The organism is Nonomuraea sp. NPDC048881 (assembly GCF_040649795.1).
Classification (GTDB): domain Bacteria; phylum Actinomycetota; class Actinomycetes; order Streptosporangiales; family Streptosporangiaceae; genus Nonomuraea.
Genome location: NZ_JBEZGC010000001.1, coordinates 52,456 through 68,316 on the forward strand (window position 1 = coordinate 52,456; position 15,861 = coordinate 68,316).

15 protein-coding genes are annotated in these 15,861 nt (G+C 70.7%); 9 read left to right on the forward strand and 6 right to left on the reverse strand.

Annotated elements, in window-relative coordinates:
* Nucleotides 1–52: 52 nt before the first annotated feature.
* From AB0C33_RS00325 to AB0C33_RS00335, 3 genes are all read right to left on the reverse strand, one after another.
* Nucleotides 53–1,798: a hypothetical protein gene (locus AB0C33_RS00325; RefSeq protein ID WP_358282168.1), complete on the reverse strand. Its 1,746-nt coding sequence runs from the start codon at nucleotides 1,796–1,798 to the stop codon at nucleotides 53–55.
* A gap of 258 nt (nucleotides 1,799–2,056) precedes the next feature.
* The gene (locus AB0C33_RS00330) at nucleotides 2,057–3,220 is read right to left on the reverse strand and encodes a class I SAM-dependent methyltransferase (protein ID WP_358282170.1); all 1,164 of its coding nucleotides are present in this window, start codon (nucleotides 3,218–3,220) and stop codon (nucleotides 2,057–2,059) included.
* Between the two features lie 30 nt (nucleotides 3,221–3,250).
* On the reverse strand, nucleotides 3,251–3,748 hold the full coding sequence (locus AB0C33_RS00335; RefSeq protein WP_358282172.1) for a MarR family transcriptional regulator: 498 nt from the start codon (nucleotides 3,746–3,748) through the stop codon (nucleotides 3,251–3,253).
* Nucleotides 3,749–3,849: 101 nt separating this feature from the next.
* Here AB0C33_RS00335 and AB0C33_RS00340 point away from each other — a divergent pair, with 101 nt between their 5' ends.
* From AB0C33_RS00340 to groL, 3 genes are all read left to right on the forward strand, one after another.
* Nucleotides 3,850–4,704, forward strand: a complete 855-nt coding sequence (locus AB0C33_RS00340) for an NAD-dependent epimerase/dehydratase family protein (protein WP_358282174.1) — start codon at nucleotides 3,850–3,852, stop codon at nucleotides 4,702–4,704.
* A 171-nt stretch (nucleotides 4,705–4,875) separates the two neighbouring features.
* Nucleotides 4,876–5,190, forward strand: coding sequence for a co-chaperone GroES (gene groES, locus AB0C33_RS00345; RefSeq protein WP_226899011.1), 315 nt, complete (start codon nucleotides 4,876–4,878; stop codon nucleotides 5,188–5,190).
* A 69-nt stretch (nucleotides 5,191–5,259) separates the two neighbouring features.
* Complete coding sequence (gene groL / locus AB0C33_RS00350) at nucleotides 5,260–6,879, forward strand: chaperonin GroEL (protein WP_352318685.1); 1,620 nt, start codon at nucleotides 5,260–5,262, stop codon at nucleotides 6,877–6,879.
* A 472-nt stretch (nucleotides 6,880–7,351) separates the two neighbouring features.
* Here groL and AB0C33_RS00355 read toward each other — a convergent pair whose 3' ends face one another.
* Entirely contained in the window at nucleotides 7,352–7,831 is a 480-nt protein-coding gene (locus AB0C33_RS00355; RefSeq protein WP_358282176.1) for an AAA family ATPase, read from the reverse strand.
* 646 nt (nucleotides 7,832–8,477) lie between these two features.
* Here AB0C33_RS00355 and AB0C33_RS00360 point away from each other — a divergent pair.
* Together AB0C33_RS00360 and AB0C33_RS00365 are read left to right on the forward strand one after the other, a co-directional pair.
* On the forward strand, nucleotides 8,478–9,113 hold the full coding sequence (locus tag AB0C33_RS00360) for a sigma-70 family RNA polymerase sigma factor (RefSeq protein ID WP_090930520.1): 636 nt from the start codon (nucleotides 8,478–8,480) through the stop codon (nucleotides 9,111–9,113).
* A complete protein-coding gene (locus AB0C33_RS00365) occupies nucleotides 9,110–9,310 on the forward strand; it encodes a hypothetical protein (protein ID WP_358282178.1) in 201 nt (66 codons plus the stop codon). Before AB0C33_RS00360 ends, AB0C33_RS00365 begins: the two co-directional genes overlap by 4 nt.
* On the opposite strand, the gene AB0C33_RS00370 is transcribed toward AB0C33_RS00365, so the two are convergent.
* A complete protein-coding gene (locus tag AB0C33_RS00370) occupies nucleotides 9,271–9,648 on the reverse strand; it encodes a DUF5319 domain-containing protein (RefSeq protein WP_090930411.1) in 378 nt (125 codons plus the stop codon). The two genes, AB0C33_RS00365 and AB0C33_RS00370, sit on opposite strands and share 40 nt — an antisense overlap.
* A 39-nt stretch (nucleotides 9,649–9,687) precedes the next feature.
* Nucleotides 9,688–10,698 (reverse strand): LuxR C-terminal-related transcriptional regulator, encoded by a 1,011-nt coding sequence (locus tag AB0C33_RS00375; protein ID WP_358282180.1) that lies wholly within the window; start codon nucleotides 10,696–10,698, stop codon nucleotides 9,688–9,690.
* A 435-nt stretch (nucleotides 10,699–11,133) separates the two neighbouring features.
* On the opposite strand from AB0C33_RS00375, the gene guaB reads away from it, so the two are divergent.
* From guaB to AB0C33_RS00395, 4 genes are all read left to right on the forward strand, one after another.
* Nucleotides 11,134–12,615, forward strand: a complete 1,482-nt coding sequence (guaB, locus tag AB0C33_RS00380; protein ID WP_358282182.1) for an IMP dehydrogenase — start codon at nucleotides 11,134–11,136, stop codon at nucleotides 12,613–12,615.
* 4 nt (nucleotides 12,616–12,619) lie between these two features.
* Nucleotides 12,620–13,741, forward strand: coding sequence for a GuaB3 family IMP dehydrogenase-related protein (locus tag AB0C33_RS00385; protein ID WP_352362831.1), 1,122 nt, complete (start codon nucleotides 12,620–12,622; stop codon nucleotides 13,739–13,741).
* 196 nt (nucleotides 13,742–13,937) lie between these two features.
* Nucleotides 13,938–15,149: an RNA polymerase sigma factor gene (locus AB0C33_RS00390; protein WP_358282184.1), complete on the forward strand. Its 1,212-nt coding sequence runs from the start codon at nucleotides 13,938–13,940 to the stop codon at nucleotides 15,147–15,149.
* 1 nt (nucleotide 15,150) lies between these two features.
* Complete coding sequence (locus AB0C33_RS00395) at nucleotides 15,151–15,837, forward strand: SDR family oxidoreductase (RefSeq protein WP_358282186.1); 687 nt, start codon at nucleotides 15,151–15,153, stop codon at nucleotides 15,835–15,837.
* The last annotated feature ends 24 nt before the right edge of the window (nucleotides 15,838–15,861 follow it).

Consider the following 15,861-nt stretch of genomic DNA (forward strand, 5'->3'; position numbering starts at 1 on the left):
CGGGGCCGGAGGCCGGCGGTGAGGCGCGGGAGGTGCCCCACCGCCGGGCGGGTCAGTCTTTGGTCCTGGTGGGCCGGAGCAGGGCCTCGGCCAGCGCCAGCATGGTCTCCTCCAGCGCGGCCAGCCGCTTGGTGAGGTCGTCGGTGGCCGGCTGCACGATGCCGCTGACCGTCTCGCTCAGCTCGTCGCGGTCGGGCCGGGAGCGCACCAGCTCGGTCAGCGCGTCGGCGGCGGCCGACAGGCGGTCGGCCTGCGCGCCGGCCTGCGACTCGATGAGCTCGCCGACCCGCTCGGGGATGGCCAGGGCGGCCGGGAGCTGGCTGACGTGCTGGTTCATGGCCTCGATGCGGTCGTCGACCGACTCCAGGTGCTCGCCGGCCTGATCGGCGCGGGCGGCCAGGCCGTTGAGGTGGGTGTCGAGGCCGTTGAAGCGGCTGTCGAGCCCGCTGAACTGGCCGTCGAGGGTGTCGAACCGGGTGATCAGGTGCTCCTCCGCCTCGACCAGTCGCTCGTCGATCGACTCCATCTGGTTGTCGAGCTTGTTGAAGCGGCCCTCGCTGCGCACGGCGGTCTCGGCCAGGCGCTGGTCGGTGGCCGAGGCGCGGTCGTCGAGCGCGCTCAGGCGGCCGTCGAGGGCGTCGAAGCGGTCGTCGTGGCGGACGAGGTGGCCGTCGATGGCGCCCATGCGCTTGCCGAGGCCGCCGAGCTGGCCGTCGACCGAGGTGAGGCGCTTGTCGACGCCGCTGATGCGGCCGTCGACGCCGTCGAGCCTGGTGTCGATGTCGGCCAGGCACTCGTCGGCCGACTCCAGCCGGCCGTCGAACCCGGTGAGCCGGGTGTCGAGCCCCATGAGCCGGCCCTCGACCCGGTCGAGCCGGGAGTCGACGCCGTCGAGCCGCCCGCTGAGCCGCAGCTCGCTCTCCCCGAGCTGGACGGCGAGGTGCTGGTCGGCCTCGTCGAGGCGGGCCGTGAGCCGCTGCTCGACGTCGGCCAGCCGGACCGTGAGCCGCTGGTCGCCCTCGTCGAGCTTGGCGGCCAGGCGCTCGTCGGCGCGGTCGAGCCGCTCGTTCAGGCGCTGGGTCAGCCGCTCGTCGGTCTCGTCGAGGCGGCCGGCCAGGCGTTTGTCGGCCTCGTCGAGGCGGGCGGCGATGTGCAGGTCGGTGTCGTCGAGGCGGCCGGTCAGGCGCTGCTCAGCCGCGTCGATCTTGACGGCGACCTGCTGCGACGTGGCCGCGACGCTCTCGGCCAGCTCGCCGACCACGCTCTCGACCCGTTCGGCGCGGCCCGACAGGTCGGCCACCGACTTGTCGAGCCGGGTGAAGCGGCTGGCCGCGGCCTCCATGCTGGAGTTGAGCTGCGTCAGCTTGGCGGCGAAGCCGGACATGTTCTGGGTGATGCCGTCGGTGGTGTCGAGCACCGACTGCAGGCGTTTGAGCGCCTCGTCGACGGCCTCGCCCACGGTGCCCAGGTCCGCCCACAGGCTCGGCAGCTCGGCCACCGGCGCGACCCGGGCGTCGACGTGGCCGATCTTCTCCCCGACGGCGTCGACGTGGTCGCGCACGGCCTCGACGTGCTGGGCCAGGCCCTCCGCCCACATCGGCGGCTTGGCGGTGATGTCGTCGAGCCGCCCGCTCACCGCCTCAAGGGTGCCGCTCAGGCCGCCGAGCTCGCGTTCGCGCACCTCGCGCAGCAGCCACTCCATGCCTTCAAGACGCTGGCGGATCTCGTCGAGCACGGCTCCCTGGGTGCGCTGCTCGTAGACATGGTCCTGGGCGGCGCGCGCGAGGAGGTCTCGCATCCTCTCGGAGATGGCGGACTGGCCGCCTGCCTGAAGAAGGGTGGTGTGGTTGGAATGGTCCACCGAAAGGCTCCTTCGCTCGCCGACGGTCTGCCGCGCAGCGGTGGGATAGGTCCGGTTTGCAGATGAAAGGGCGAGTACGCGGGTTACCGCATAAGGGGGAGAACTCCCGCCCGTCCACCTTAGCCTTTCGATCAAGGTCAGGCGGCGTCGAAGTGAAAGATCGTATTTAGCGGAAGAATGACCGCTTTGGAGTGTTCAGGCAGGTGGAAGGGGGTTGCAGATGATAACTGAAGGCTTATCGAGAATGCGGGTCAGGATAATGACGACCGAGTTCTCGCCGGAAAGGCGGAGATCGGCGCGCAGGCGTTCGATGTCGATCGCCGACGCGCGTTTCTTGATGGTGACATTTCCGATCCGCCGTTCGCGGAGAGCCGCGCGGAGTTTTTTCAGCGAGAACGGCATGACCTCGTCCACCTCGTACCCGGAGGCCCAGGGGGTGTGGCTGGGCTCGTCGGCGGTGATGTAGGCGATCATGGGGTCGGGCAGGCGTCCGCCGATCAGCTCGGCCACCTCGCCGACGAGGTGGGCCCGGATCGCGGCGCCGTCGGGCTCGTAGACGTAGCGGCCCATCGGGCCGACGGCGGCCTGGACGCCGGTGGCGGTCAGCGTGTGCCCGCCGGGCAGCAGGGTGGCGCGCCGGGCCGAGCCGACCTGGGGGCCGGTCCAGAGGGTGGCCTCCTTGACCTCGCCCTTGTAGGAGACCCATTCGGCCTCCGCGCCCTCGGGGATGAACTCGTACGGGATGCCGGGGGCGACCTTGAGGCAGGCCCGCGGCGCCCGTGCGACCAGGTCGAGCACGACCGGCCAGGGCGGCGAGTAGGCCATGGGGTCGAACGTCCGGCCCTTGCCGCTGCGCCGGGCCGGGTCGGCGAACAGCACGTCGTACTCCTCGGGCCGGACCTGCGCCGCGTCGCCCACGCGCACCCGCACCCGGCCGGCCAGCCCGAGCGCGTCGGCGTTGGCGCTCGCCACGGCGACGGTCAGCGGGTCGAGGTCGACGGCGTCGACCTCGCAGCCGGCGCGGGCGAGCGCCAGGAGGTCGCCGCCGACCCCGCAGCAGGCGTCGATCACCCGTCCGGCGCCCATGCGCCGGGCGCGGTGGTCGGCGACCTCCCGGCGGGTGGACTGCTCCAGGCCGTGCGGGGTGAAGTACATGACCGCGGCGTCCGCGCCGAACTTCGCCGCGGCGCGCTCGCGCAGCGCCGCCTGCGTCAGCGCGGCGGAGGTGAGCGCCGCGTCGTAGGTGCGGCGCAGCCTGGTCGCCGCCGCGACCGGATCGGTCCCGGCCAGCTCCGCGGCCTCGGCGAGCGCCCGCTGCCCGCGCGGGGTCAGCAGCTCGCCGAAGGCGTCGAGATCCATGTACGCACTCCGCTCACAACTCGGGATCGCTCACAGGGAGGTGTCGCCCAGGGAGACCAGCAGGCTGCGCAGCAGCCCGGCCAGGGCCTCGCGCTCGCCCTCGGACAGCCCGGCGAGCAGCCGCTCCTCGTTGGCGGCGTGCAGGACGAGCATCTCGTCGGCGACCCGCCTGCCCTCGTCGGTGAGGGCGACCAGCGTCATGCGCCGGTTGTGCGGCGCCGGCCAGCGGTGGACCAGGCCGCGCCGGACCAGGTGGTCCATCCGGTTGGTGAGCGCGCCGGGGCTGACCATGGCCGAGCTGGACAGGTCCTTCATGCACATCGTGGCGTCGGCGCCGCTGCGCAGCAGCGTGGCCAGCATGTCGAACTCCCACGCCTCCAGCCCGTGCTCGGCCAGGAAGTCCTTCACGCCGCGCTCCAGCAGGCGCGAGGCGCGTGAGATCCGGCCGATCACGCCCATCGGGGACACGTCGACGTCGGGCCGTGTCCGCGCCCACTGTCCGAGAATCACGTCCACCGCGTCATCCACAGGGCTCACCCTACCAAAGCTTCGACGTTGAAATGTTCGGCGTCGTGCGGTACTGTCCACGTCGAAATGTTCAACGTAGAAATTTTCGAGGTAGGTTCATCATGAAGGTGCTGGTGCTGGGCGCGACGGGGTACATCGGCGGCGCGGTGGTCGAGCGGCTGGCCGAGCAGGGGCACGAGGTGGCCGTTCTGGTGCGGCCCGCCGCCGACGGCTCCCGGCGGGTGCCGGGCGTGGCGGACGAGCGTCACGGAGACCTGGCCGACGTCGCGGGGCTGGCCGCCGCGATCACCCCGGACATCGACGCCATCGTGGTCGCCGCCCAGCTCGGCGGCGACAAGGAGGCCGACCTGGCCGCGATCGGCGTGCTCGCCGCGTCGGGCCGGAAGGTGGTCTTCACCAGCGGTGTGTGGGTGCTGGGCGCCACCGTCGACGGGCACGAGGACAGCCCGGCCGACCCGATTCAGCTCGTGGCGTACCGGCACGAGATCGAGCAGCTGGTCATCGACGGCGGCGGCTCGGTGATCCGGCCCGGCGTCGTCCACGGGCGCGGCGGCGGCATCCCCGCCATGATGCGCGCGCAGGCCGCCGAGCGCGGCGCCGGGGTCTACGTCACCGCCGGCGGCGAGCCGCACACCTGGACGTTCGTGCACGTCGACGACCTGGCCGAGCTCGTCGTGGCTGTCCTGGAGAGGGGCGGCGCCCGCGTCTACCACGGCATCAGCGAGGAGGCCGTGCCGGTCGCCGAGGTGGCCGAGGCGGCGGCCCGGTCCGCCGGCGTCAAGCCGCAGGCAGAGCCCTGGCCGCAGGCCGAGGCGGCCCAGGTGCTGGGGGCGGGCTTCGCCGAGGCCCTGGCGCTCGGCCAGCGCATCAGCGCGACACGCACGCGCGCCGAACTCGGCTGGAACCCCTCCCGGCCCGGCGTCGTCGCCGATCTGACCGAGGGTTCCTACGTCTGATCGCTCTGAGCAGACGCGTTCGTGTTGACTGTCAAGGCCCTCTTGCATATGTTTCCTGTTGGCACTCTCACCTTGAGAGTGCCAACGTGCGACGAGGCAGGTCTGACACCCGCGACGGCAGGCCCCGCTGGTCGCCTCTTCTAGATCATTCAAATCTGAAGGGGAGGTCCGATCGTGACGACCGCCACCAAGGTTCCCGTTAAGCCGCTCGGCGACCGCATCGTGGTTCAGCCGCTTGAGGCAGAGCAGACCACCGCTTCCGGTCTGGTCATCCCGGACACCGCCAAGGAGAAGCCGCAGGAGGGCAAGGTCCTCGCGGTGGGCCCCGGCAACTGGGATGAGGACGGCGACAAGCGTATTCCGCTCGACGTCTCCGAGGGCGACGTCGTCCTCTACAGCAAGTACGGCGGCACCGAGGTCAAGTACGGCGGCGAGGAGTACCTCGTGCTCTCCGCCCGCGACGTTCTCGCGATCATCGAGAAGTAAGCCGGTTGTGTCGAGCCCCGGGCGCTCTTGAGGGCCCGGGGCTTTCGACGCCAGGAGAGGACTTTCAGCATGGCGAAGATCCTGCAGTTCGACGAGGACGCCCGTCGCGCGCTTGAGCGCGGTGTCAACGCCCTCGCGGACGCCGTGAAGGTAACCCTCGGCCCGCGTGGCCGTAACGTCGTCATCGACAAGAAGTTCGGTGCGCCGACGATCACGAACGACGGTGTGACCATCGCTCGTGAGATCGAGCTGGAGGAGCGCTACGAGAACCTCGGCGCCCAGCTCGCCAAGGAAGTTGCCACCAAGACCAACGACATCGCGGGCGACGGCACCACCACCGCCACCGTGCTGGCCCAGGCCATGGTCCGCGAGGGCCTGCGCAACGTGGCCGCCGGCGCCTCGCCGCTGTCGCTCAAGCGTGGCATCGACAAGGCCGCCAAGGAGATCAGCGACCGGCTGCTGGCCAGCGCGCGCGAGGTGGGCGACAAGAAGGAGATCGCCAACGTCGCCACCATCTCCGCCCAGGACGCCAAGATCGGCGAGCTGATCGCCGAGGCGTTCGACAAGGTGGGCAAGGACGGTGTCCTCACCGTCGAAGAGTCCAACGCCATGGGCATGGAGCTCGAGTTCACCGAGGGCATGCAGTTCGACAAGGGCTACCTGTCGGCCTACATGGTGACCGACCCCGAGCGCATGGAGTCCGTCCTGGAGGACGCGTACATCCTGCTCACCCAGGGCAAGATCTCCTCCATCGCCGACTTCCTGCCGCTGCTGGAGAAGGTCGCCCAGACCAAGAAGCCGCTGCTCGTGGTCGCCGAGGACGTCGAGGGCGAGGCCCTGGCCGTCCTGGTCACCAACAAGATCCGCGGTACCTTCACCTCCGTGGCCGTCAAGGCCCCGGGCTTCGGTGACCGCCGCAAGGCGATGCTCCAGGACATGGCCATCCTCACCGGCGGCCAGGTCGTCAGCGAAGAGGTCGGCCTCAAGCTGGAGCACGTCGGCCTCGAGGTGCTCGGCACGGCCCGCCGCGTCGTCGTCACCAAGGACGCCACGACCATCGTCGACGGCGCCGGCGACCAGCAGGCGATCGAGGACCGCGTCAAGGAGATCAAGATTGCCATCGAGCAGTCCGACTCCGACTGGGACCGCGAGAAGCTGCAGGAGCGTCTGGCCAAGCTCGCCGGCGGTGTGTGCGTGCTGCGCGTCGGCGCCGCCACCGAGGTGGAGCTGAAGGAGAAGAAGCACCGCCTCGAGGACGCGATCTCCGCGACCCGCGCCGCGATCGAGGAGGGCATCGTCTCCGGCGGTGGCTCGGCCCTCATCCACGTGGGTAAGGAGCTCGACGACCTCGGCCTGACCGGCGACGAGGCCACCGGTGTCGGCGTCGTGCGCCGCGCGCTGGTCGAGCCGGCCCGCTGGATCGCCGAGAACGCCGGCCTGGAGGGCTACGTGGTGACCCACAAGGTCGCCGAGCTGCCCGCCGGCCAGGGCCTCAACGCCGCCACCGGCGAGTACGTCGACCTGATCGCCCAGGGTGTCATCGACCCCGTCAAGGTGACCCGGTCCGCGGTGCAGAACGCGGCTTCGATCGCGGGCATGCTCCTGACGACCGAGGCGCTCGTGGTGGACAAGCCCGAGGAGGAGGCTCCGGCCGCCGGCCAGGGCCACGGCCACGGTCACGGCCACTGACCCGGCTGTTTCCCCCGCGCCCGTACGGCCCGCCCGGTTCCCTCCGGCGCGGGCCGTCGGCTTCCCACGGCCCGTCCCGGTTCCCTCCGGCGCGGGCCGTCGGCTTTCAGTCAGACCGTCACGTCCCTGCCACGGCTGCTGCGATCTCTTGCCTGAGACCAGGGATCAGAACTGGGCTCCCACGGCGTCTTCGCCCTACCGCCGCTGTCCCGCTCTTCTGCGACTCGGCCAGCCCCTGGCAGTGAAGCTCCAACGAGGACACCAACGGCCTGCTGCGTAGTACTTCCCCCGAGGGCACCGACTCGGTCCACACCCGCGAGGGCCCCGGTGCCGTCGCCGCAGAGTAACCCGTCCGACCTCGCAGGACGATGGACTGGGACACCCGGCTGAACGCCTCACGAAGCTCCTGGCGGCCTGCGCCTGAACCCCGAAGCGGGGAGGCCGGGAGTGCGCCTGTCTCCGCAACCTTCGGTCACGGCGTCGTTTGCGCGAGTTGCTCAAGCTGCTGGACGACCCTGTCGATCGGCGCAGAAGCGTCGATCTCGAGCGTGGAGGTGGCCCTAAGCAGCGGCTCCACGTGGGCCAGGTCACGCAGGACGGCTTCACGTTCCTCAGGGCGCTTGCCGAAGGGGTTGTTGGTGCGCGTCGCGATGCGAGCAAGCATGACCTCAGCGGGCGCGCTGAGCAGGACGACGTGGTCGAACTGCGGGTAGAACCGGCCCTGATTGGACTTGCAGCCGGCCACGAAGAGCGCGCCCTCACCGTGGTTGGTGAGTAGGTCGCTGATGGCCGGCTCACGCCACACCCAATCAGTGGATCCGTCCGACAAGGTCACCCAGTGGCTCCACTGGTCGGTATCGGTATCGACGGCGCGATGGCCCCGGGCCGCCAGCATCTCCAACGCCGTGGACTTGCCGGTTCCCGACATCCCCGTGACCAAGATCTTCGCCATCGGACGAGACTACCGAACCGTCCCGACCTCGACCGGCTTCAGGTCACCCACGTCGGGATCTGGCGGCGTCCGGTCATGGGCTTCCGCAGTCCCTGCAACTCGGACTACGGAAGCCCGCTCGGCTCGCTTCGCCGGCCGCCGCCGGTAAGTGATCACCGCGTTGGGACACCCCTTGAACACCCCCTTGGGCGGACCGGTGGCCTTCACGGCGCCTTCGGTGGGGGAGTCGGCCTTCTGTGGTCCGTTTCGGGCCGGCCGGTGTGGTGCGTCGGCTTGTCGTGGTCTGCCTCCTGGCCTTGGCGGCGTCGGTCGTCGCCGTGCGGCGGGCCCGGGGGCGGCCCGGGGGCGGGTGCGGGGAGGGGGCTGGTGGGTTTCGCGTGGTGGGGAAATGCGGCTGGGGCTTACGGGGCGGAAGGGGGTGGGGGCGGGGGAAATTGGGGGAAGAGGTGGATTATTGGAGTAAACCGGCAGTGCTGGTTAAGCGTCGGGGTCTGGCAATTGTCGTGCATTTCGGCTTATGGAGTGAAACATTATGTCAGCTCATCAGGCTTAGTGTGGTCGGCTGATTACTGCTAGTTATCGTCGCTTCAATGTGACCAATCCGTAGCCGTTCGCCATGGGGACAGGCCCGATCAGTGCGGGCATCATGCCTATCGTGAGCGAGGGAAGCGTCGCCGACGCCAAAATTGGGGTAAGGCTCGCGTCGAGACTTCCGGCACGGACGGATGACTCCGACCTTAGGGAACTGACGAGCCTCGCCGTGCAGGGAGATCGCAGTGCGATCGAATCCCTGCTCGGGGAGTTGCGTCCCATGGTGGTGCGGTATTGCCGCGCCAGGCTGGGCAGGGTTTCAGGGCAATATCACATTGCCGATGACGTAGCCCAGGAGGTGTGCATCGCGGTGTTGTCCGCGCTGCCGCGATACCGGGACATGGGACGGCCTTTCGCGTCCTTCGTGTTCGGGATCGCCTCGCACAAGGTGGCCGACGCGCTGCGCAGTTCGGTGCGCTCGGCCGTGCCCACCCAGGATCTGCCCGACGGGCCCGACGACGGCCCGGGGCCCGAGGAGACGGTGGTCCGCTACATCGAGGTCGAGCACGCGCGCAGGCTGCTGGCCAGGCTGCCCGACAACCAGCGGGAGTTGCTGCTGTTGCGGGTGGTGTCGGGGCTGTCCGCCGAGGAGACCGGTAATGTACTCGGCATGTCACCAGGTGCGGTCCGCGTAGCCCAGCATCGGGCGCTGGCCAGGTTGCGGCAGATGGCCGAGCTGGAGTCGGCTTGACGCCGGAGGACGAGCTCCATGCGCTTCTCGAGGCCGACGACCTGCTCAAGACCGACGAGCTGCTCGACGCGGTCGCGCGGGGCCGGGCGCGGGACTCGTCCGACCCTGCGGTGCGGTTGCTGGGCGCGCTACTGGACGATGTCTCGGAGGAAGTCGATCAGCGGCGCTCCTCCGTGTCGATGACGCCGTCGACGTAGCCTCGGGCGTACTCCCAGCTGACGTAGTCGGCGGGGTCGGGGTGGAAGGCCGGCTCGTGCACCTGGGGCTGGCCTTTCTCGATCATCTGGCGAAGGTTGCCGCGCAGCAGCTCCCAGTCGAAGAAGTGCTGCTCGCCGCACTCGGGGCAGTCGAGCACGAGGCCCAGCACCCCCTGCGGTTCGAGCAGGGAGCGAAAGACCTCGACGTCTGCCAGGTCGGTGATGGCCTCGTCGCGCTCGGCCGCGGTGAGTGGCTCGGCGTCGTCGAGAGCGCCCATCGCCGAGGACGGGTCGTTCGGGTCGTCCGCGAACGGGTCGCGGGGGACGTCTTCCAGCACCTTCCCACCATATGACCGAAGCGGCCCCGGCGGAGAGTATTAGCTGAGCCATCCCCGTCTGGCGGCCTCCACGCCGGCGTGGAAGCGCGACTGCGCGCCCAGCTCGGCCATGGCGTCGGCGAACCTCGCCCGCACCGTACGGACCGAGACGCCGAGCTGGCGGGCGATGGAGTCGTCGCACACGCCCTGCGCGGCCAGGCGGAGCACCTGGACCATCCCGTCGCCCCTGCGTCCCCAGGGCAGCGGCACGGCCCGTCCCCAGAGCTCCTGGAACAGCGAGCGCAGCATGCCGACGACGATCGGCGTGCGCACCAGGTAGAAGTTGTAGGCGTGGTCGGGCAGGTTGCCGCCCCACAGCGCGGGCAGGCCGGCGACCTCGGGCCCGGCCGTCATGAACCAGCTCGGCACCCGGTCGAGCGTGCGCACCTTGCCGCCGGTGTCGAGGAGCCGGGTGAGCTGATCGCGTACGCCCGGCAGGCTCAGCGTGGAGACCGGAATGATCGCCTGAACGGTAAGAAGTTGCCGTTTTTGCGCATCAATCCATGGGTCCGCAAATTTACGAACAAAATCTGCCATTGTGCGCTCGTCCGGGATTGCGGTCAACAACTCCATGGGCGGCGATTGCACAGCTATGCCGACGACGCTCTCGTAGAGGACGTCCGCGCCGTTCACCATCTCCACCGGGAATGTGCCGCTCTGATAATCGCGGCCGGCGTCGTAGTCGTGGATCAGGCCGCGGATGGAGCCGAGCGCGGAGTCGATCCTGCGGCTCTCCTCGGCCAGCCGGTCGAGCCGCTCGGCGATGACCCGGCCGAGCGCCGCCGCCGGGTGCCTGGCCAGGTACTCGCCGGACTGCTCGTCGACCACCCCCAGCCTGACCAGGTCGTCGAGCTGGCGGCCGACCTTCTCGACGGGGCCGTCCATGGCCTGGGCGAGGTCGGTGCGCGTGGCCCTGTGCAGGCGTAGCAGCGCCGTGTAAAGGGCGGTCTGCGCCGGGTCGAGGCCCAGCGTCTCGAAGGGCTCTGCGACGCGCCTGGGCTGATTACGCATTATGGGCGGCTCCGTCGGGGGGACACGGGCGTGCCGCGAGGATAACCCCGTACCGCCCGCGTGTCCGGGGCTTGCCGCGGAATCGTCGGCGGAACGTGCAACTTCGTGCAATTGCACGTTTTCACATTGCGTCGTGCCGTTGAGTGACGCAGGCTTTACCTAGCGTCGGCACCCTGAAGCGGGGCCTTGCGGCAGCCGCCATCAGGACGCGGAGGGGGGTTCGGTGGCGTGAACACGCCGCCAGGCCTGGGTGCCGGTGGCCGGGGGATGGGACGGATCACCGACCGTCCCATCCCCCTGCACTTTGCGCGTTCCGGACGGCGAGGCCGGGCGCACGACGGGGCGTGGGGCCGTCGTGCTCCCGGCTTCGTTGCGTTTTGGAGGCAGGCCCTAGACTTAGGTCAATCAGCGCAGAGGTCAGGAGGGGGCCGAGGCATGTCCAAGTTCACCGAGATGGGTTTGACCTTCGACGACGTGCTGCTGGTGCCCGGCTACTCCGATCTCCAACCAGGTGAGGCCGACACCAGATCCCGTCTGTCACGGGACATCACGCTGTCCATCCCGCTCGTCTCCGCGGCCATGGACACCGTCACCGAGGCCCGCATGGCGGTCGCCATGGCGCGCCAGGGCGGCATCGGCATCCTCCACCGCAACCTGTCGGTCGAGGAGCAGGCCCAGCAGGTCGACCTGGTCAAGCGGTCCGAGGCCGGCATGGTGACCAACCCGGTGACTTGCAGCCCCGACGACACGCTGGCCGACGTCGAGCGGCTGTGCGCGACGTACCGGATCTCCGGCGTGCCGGTGACGGACGTGGCGGGCACGCTGGTCGGCATCGTGACCAACCGCGACATGCGCTTCGAGACCGACCAGACCCGTCCGGTGCGTGAGGTCATGACCAAGATGCCGCTGGTCACCGCGCCGGTGGGGGTCTCGCGCGACGACGCGTTCGCGCTGCTGCGGCAGAACAAGATCGAGAAGCTGCCCCTCGTCGACCCCGACGGCAGGCTGCGCGGCCTGATCACGGTGAAGGACTTCACCAAGAGCGAGCAGTACCCGCTGTCCACCAAGGACGCCGACGGCCGCCTGCTGGTCGGCGCGGCCGTGGGCGTCGGCGGCGACGCCGAGCTGCGGGCCAAGGCGCTGATCGAGGCCGGGGTTGACGTCGTCGTCGTCGACGTGGCCCACGGTCACTCCAAGGGCCTGGCCGACATGATCGCCAAGCTCAAGGCCAACAGCAAGGTCCAGGTCATCGGCGGCAACATCGCGACCAGGGCGGGCGCCCAGATGCTGGTCGACGCGGGCGCCGACGCGGTCAAGGTCGGCGTCGGCCCCGGCTCCATCTGCACCACCCGCGTGGTGGCCGGCGTGGGCGCGCCGCAGGTCACGGCCATCCACGAGGCGTCCAAGGCGTGCGCGCCGGCCGGGGTGCCGGTGATCGGCGACGGCGGCCTCCAATACTCCGGCGACATCGTCAAGGCCATCGCGGCCGGGGCCGACACGGTCATGCTGGGCTCGCTGCTCGCCGGCTGCGAGGAGTCGCCGGGCGAGCTGATCTTCATCAACGGCAAGCAGTTCAAGTCGTACCGGGGCATGGGGTCGCTCGGCGCGGTGCGCAACCGCGAGCGCGGCGGCACCTCCTTCAGCAAGGACCGCTACGCGCAGGCCGACGTCGGCGGCGACGACAAGTACATCCCCGAGGGCATCGAGGGGCAGGTGCCCTACCGCGGGCCGGTCGCGGCCGTCGCCCACCAGCTCATCGGCGGTCTGCGCCAGGGCATGTGGTACGCCGGCTGCCGCACGATCGAGCAGATGCACACCGACTGCGAGCTCATGCCGATCACGGCAGCGGGCCTCAAGGAGAGCCACCCCCACGACATCCAGATGACCGTGGAAGCTCCGAACTATCACAGAAGGTAAGTTCATGACTCAGCAGGTGGAGATCGGCCGGGGCAAGACCGGGCGGAGGGCGTACGCGCTCGACGAGATCGGGCTCGTGCCCTCGCGACGCACCCGTGACCCGGAAGAGGTGTCGATCGCCTGGCAGATCGACGCCTACCGGTTCGAGCTGCCCGTCGTCGTCGCCCCCATGGACAGCGTGGTCTCGCCCGCCACCGCGATCGAGATCGGCCGGCTCGGCGGCCTGGCCCCCCTCGACCTCGAAGGGCTCTGGACGCGCTACGAAGACCCGTCCCCGCTGCTGGAGGAGTGCGCCGCCCTCGACGCCGCGGCCGCGACCCGGCGGCTCCAGGAGATCTACGACGCGCCGATCAAGGAGGAGCTGATCGGGCGCCGGATCGAGGAGATCCGGGCGTCCGGGGTGACGACGGCCGTCCGGCTGTCGCCGCAGCGCACGGTCCAGTACCACAAGGCCGTGATCGACGCCGGCGTGGACATCTTCGTCATCCGCGGCACCACCGTCTCGGCCGAGCACGTCTCGGGCCGCGCCGAGCCGCTCAACCTCAAGCAGTTCATCTACGAGCTCGACGTGCCGGTCATCGTCGGCGGCTGCGCCACCTACACCGCGGCGCTGCACCTGATGCGCACGGGCGCGGCGGGCGTGCTGGTCGGCTTCGGCGGCGGCGCCTCGCACACCACCCGCAACGTGCTGGGCGTGGCCGTGCCGATGGCCACCGCGATCTCCGACGTGGCCGCGGCGCGCCGCGACTACATGGACGAGTCCGGCGGCCGGTACGTGCACGTGATCGCCGACGGCGGCATGGGCACCTCGGGCGACATCGCCAAGGCCATCGCGTGCGGGGCCGACGCCGTCATGGTGGGCTCGCCGCTGGCCAGGGCGTCCGAGGCCCCCGGCCACGGCTTCCACTGGGGCTCCGAGGCCCACCACCCCGACCTGCCGCGCGGCCGTCGCGTGGAGTTCGGCACGGTCGGGACGCTGGAGCAGATCCTGCACGGCCCCTCCAGCGTGGCCGACGGCTCGATGAACCTGATGGGCGCGCTCAAGCGCACGATGGCCTCCACCGGCTACTCCGACATCAAGGAGTTCCAGCGGGTCGAGGTCGTGGTCGCGCCGATCCAGCGCTGAGGCGGCGACTGACCGACGTCTACGACGGCTCCCGGGGGTTGCGACCTCCGGGAGCCGACTGCTTTCCGGGGGCCTCACCGGCCCGCCGGAGCCGACTGCTTTCCGGGGTCCCCGCCGGCTCGCCGTGTCGAATCGGGACACCGCCGTTCGTGTAGGACGCGCAAGGTGACGCGCGTGTCGGCGAGGTGGTTGCAGGATGTCCGATCAGGTCGAACAGGCCTTCCGGGAGGAGTACGGCCGGGCGGTGGCGGTGCTCGTCCGCGTGTTCGGTGACATCGACGTCGCCGAGGAGGCCGTGCAGGAGGCGTTCGCGATCGCGCTGCGGCAGTGGCGGCAGGCCGGCCCGCCGCCGAGCCCGGCCGGCTGGATCATCACGACCGCCAGGAACCGGGCCATCGACCGGCTGCGCAGGGAGTCGGGCCGCCACGACAAGTACGTGCAGGCGGCGCTGCTGCACGCCAGGGACGAGCCCGTCGAGGAGGGGCCCGTGCGGGACGAGCGGCTGCGCCTGATCTTCACCTGCTGCCATCCGGCGCTCGCCCCGCACGCGCGGGTGGCGCTCACGTTGCGGCTGCTCGGCGGGCTGACCACGGCCGAGATCGCGCACGCGTTCCTGGTGCCGGAGGCGACCATGGCCCAGCGGCTGGTCAGGGCCAAGAGCAGGATCCGGCAGGCGGGGATCCCGTACCGGGTGCCGGCGGCGGCGGACCTGCCGGACCGGCTGCGCGCGGTGCTGGCGGTGATCTATCTGATCTTCAACGAGGGTTACACGGCCAGTTCGGGCGAGCGGCTGGTGCGCGAGGACCTGTGCGCGGAGGCCGTCCGGCTCGGCCGCCTGCTCGCCGAGCTGATGCCGGACGAGCCCGAGGTGTGGGGCCTGCTGGCGCTGATGCTGCTGGTCCAGTCGCGCCGGGCGGCGCGCACCGCGGGCGGCGGCGAGCTGGTGCCGCTGCCCGAGCAGGACCGCGCCCTGTGGGACCGCGCGCTGGTCGAGGAGGGGCAGGCGATCGTACGGCGCTGCCTGCGGTGGGGACGGCCGGGGCCCTACCAGGTGCAGGCCGCGATCAACGCCGTGCACGGCGACGCGGCGAGCGCGGGGGAGACCGACTGGCGGCAGATCGTCGAGCTCTACGACCTGCTGCTGGCGTTCACGCCGGGGCCGGTCGTGGCGTTGCACCGCGCGGTGGCGGTGGCCGAGGCGGACGGCGCCGAGGCTGGGCTGGCGCTGGTGGAGGGGCTGGAGGTGACAGGCTATTACCTGTTCCACGCCGTACGGGCCGACCTGCTGCGGCGGCTGGGGCGCGACGAGGAGGCGGCGCGGGCGTACGGCGAGGCCATCGCCCGTGCGGGCAACGAGGTCGAGCGGGAGTTCCTGCGCCGCAGGCGCGCGACGTTGAGGGGGACGTGAGATGGACCGGGTGTGCGTGGTCACGGGGGCCAACCGGGGGATCGGGCTGGAGGTGGCCAGGCAGCTGGCGGCGGCGGGCGACACGGTGGTGCTGACCGCCAGGGACGAGCGCAAGGCCGTCGAGGCGGCGGCGGGGATCGGCGGCGAGGTGCTGGCGCGGCGGCTCGACGTCGCCGACGAGCGATCGGCGGCCGATCTGGCGCGGGAGCTGGAGAAGACCCACGGGCGGGTCGACGTGCTGGTCAACAACGCCGCCATCCACTACGACACCTGGCAGCGGGCCTGCGACGCGGACCTGGGCGTGGTGTCGGAGGCGCTGGAGACGAACCTGCTGGGCGCCTGGCGGGTCACGCTCGCGCTGCTGCCGCTGTTGCGCGGCAGCGCGCACGGCCGGATCGTCAACGTCTCCAGCGAGATCGGCTCGCTGGCCTCGATGGGCGGTGGCACGCCCGCGTACACGGTGTCGAAGACGGCACTGAACGCGCTGACCAGGATGCTCGCGGCCGAGCTGCGCGGGGACGGCATCCTGGTCAACGCCGTCTGCCCGGGGTGGGTGGCGACCGACATGGGCGGCCCCGGCGGGCGGCCGGTCGCCGAGGGCGCGCGGAGCGTGTTGTGGGCCGCGGACCTGCCCGACGACGGGCCGACCGGTGGCTTCTTCCGCGACGGCCGATCCATCCCGTGGTGACGGGCTCGTAGGGCAGGCGGGCGT

Coding starts and splice junctions, on each gene's coding strand:
- AB0C33_RS00325 (WP_358282168.1), bottom strand. CDS start 1,798: ATGCGAGACCTCCTCGCGCGCGCCGCCCAGGACCATGTCTACGAGCAG.
- AB0C33_RS00330 (WP_358282170.1), bottom strand. CDS start 3,220: ATGGATCTCGACGCCTTCGGCGAGCTGCTGACCCCGCGCGGGCAGCGG.
- AB0C33_RS00340 (WP_358282174.1), top strand. CDS start 3,850: ATGAAGGTGCTGGTGCTGGGCGCGACGGGGTACATCGGCGGCGCGGTG.
- groL (WP_352318685.1), top strand. CDS start 5,260: ATGGCGAAGATCCTGCAGTTCGACGAGGACGCCCGTCGCGCGCTTGAG.
- AB0C33_RS00355 (WP_358282176.1), bottom strand. CDS start 7,831: ATGGCGAAGATCTTGGTCACGGGGATGTCGGGAACCGGCAAGTCCACG.
- AB0C33_RS00360 (WP_090930520.1), top strand. CDS start 8,478: ATGCCTATCGTGAGCGAGGGAAGCGTCGCCGACGCCAAAATTGGGGTA.
- AB0C33_RS00375 (WP_358282180.1), bottom strand. CDS start 10,698: ATGCGTAATCAGCCCAGGCGCGTCGCAGAGCCCTTCGAGACGCTGGGC.
- guaB (WP_358282182.1), top strand. CDS start 11,134: ATGTCCAAGTTCACCGAGATGGGTTTGACCTTCGACGACGTGCTGCTG.
- AB0C33_RS00385 (WP_352362831.1), top strand. CDS start 12,620: ATGACTCAGCAGGTGGAGATCGGCCGGGGCAAGACCGGGCGGAGGGCG.
- AB0C33_RS00390 (WP_358282184.1), top strand. CDS start 13,938: ATGTCCGATCAGGTCGAACAGGCCTTCCGGGAGGAGTACGGCCGGGCG.
- AB0C33_RS00395 (WP_358282186.1), top strand. CDS start 15,151: ATGGACCGGGTGTGCGTGGTCACGGGGGCCAACCGGGGGATCGGGCTG.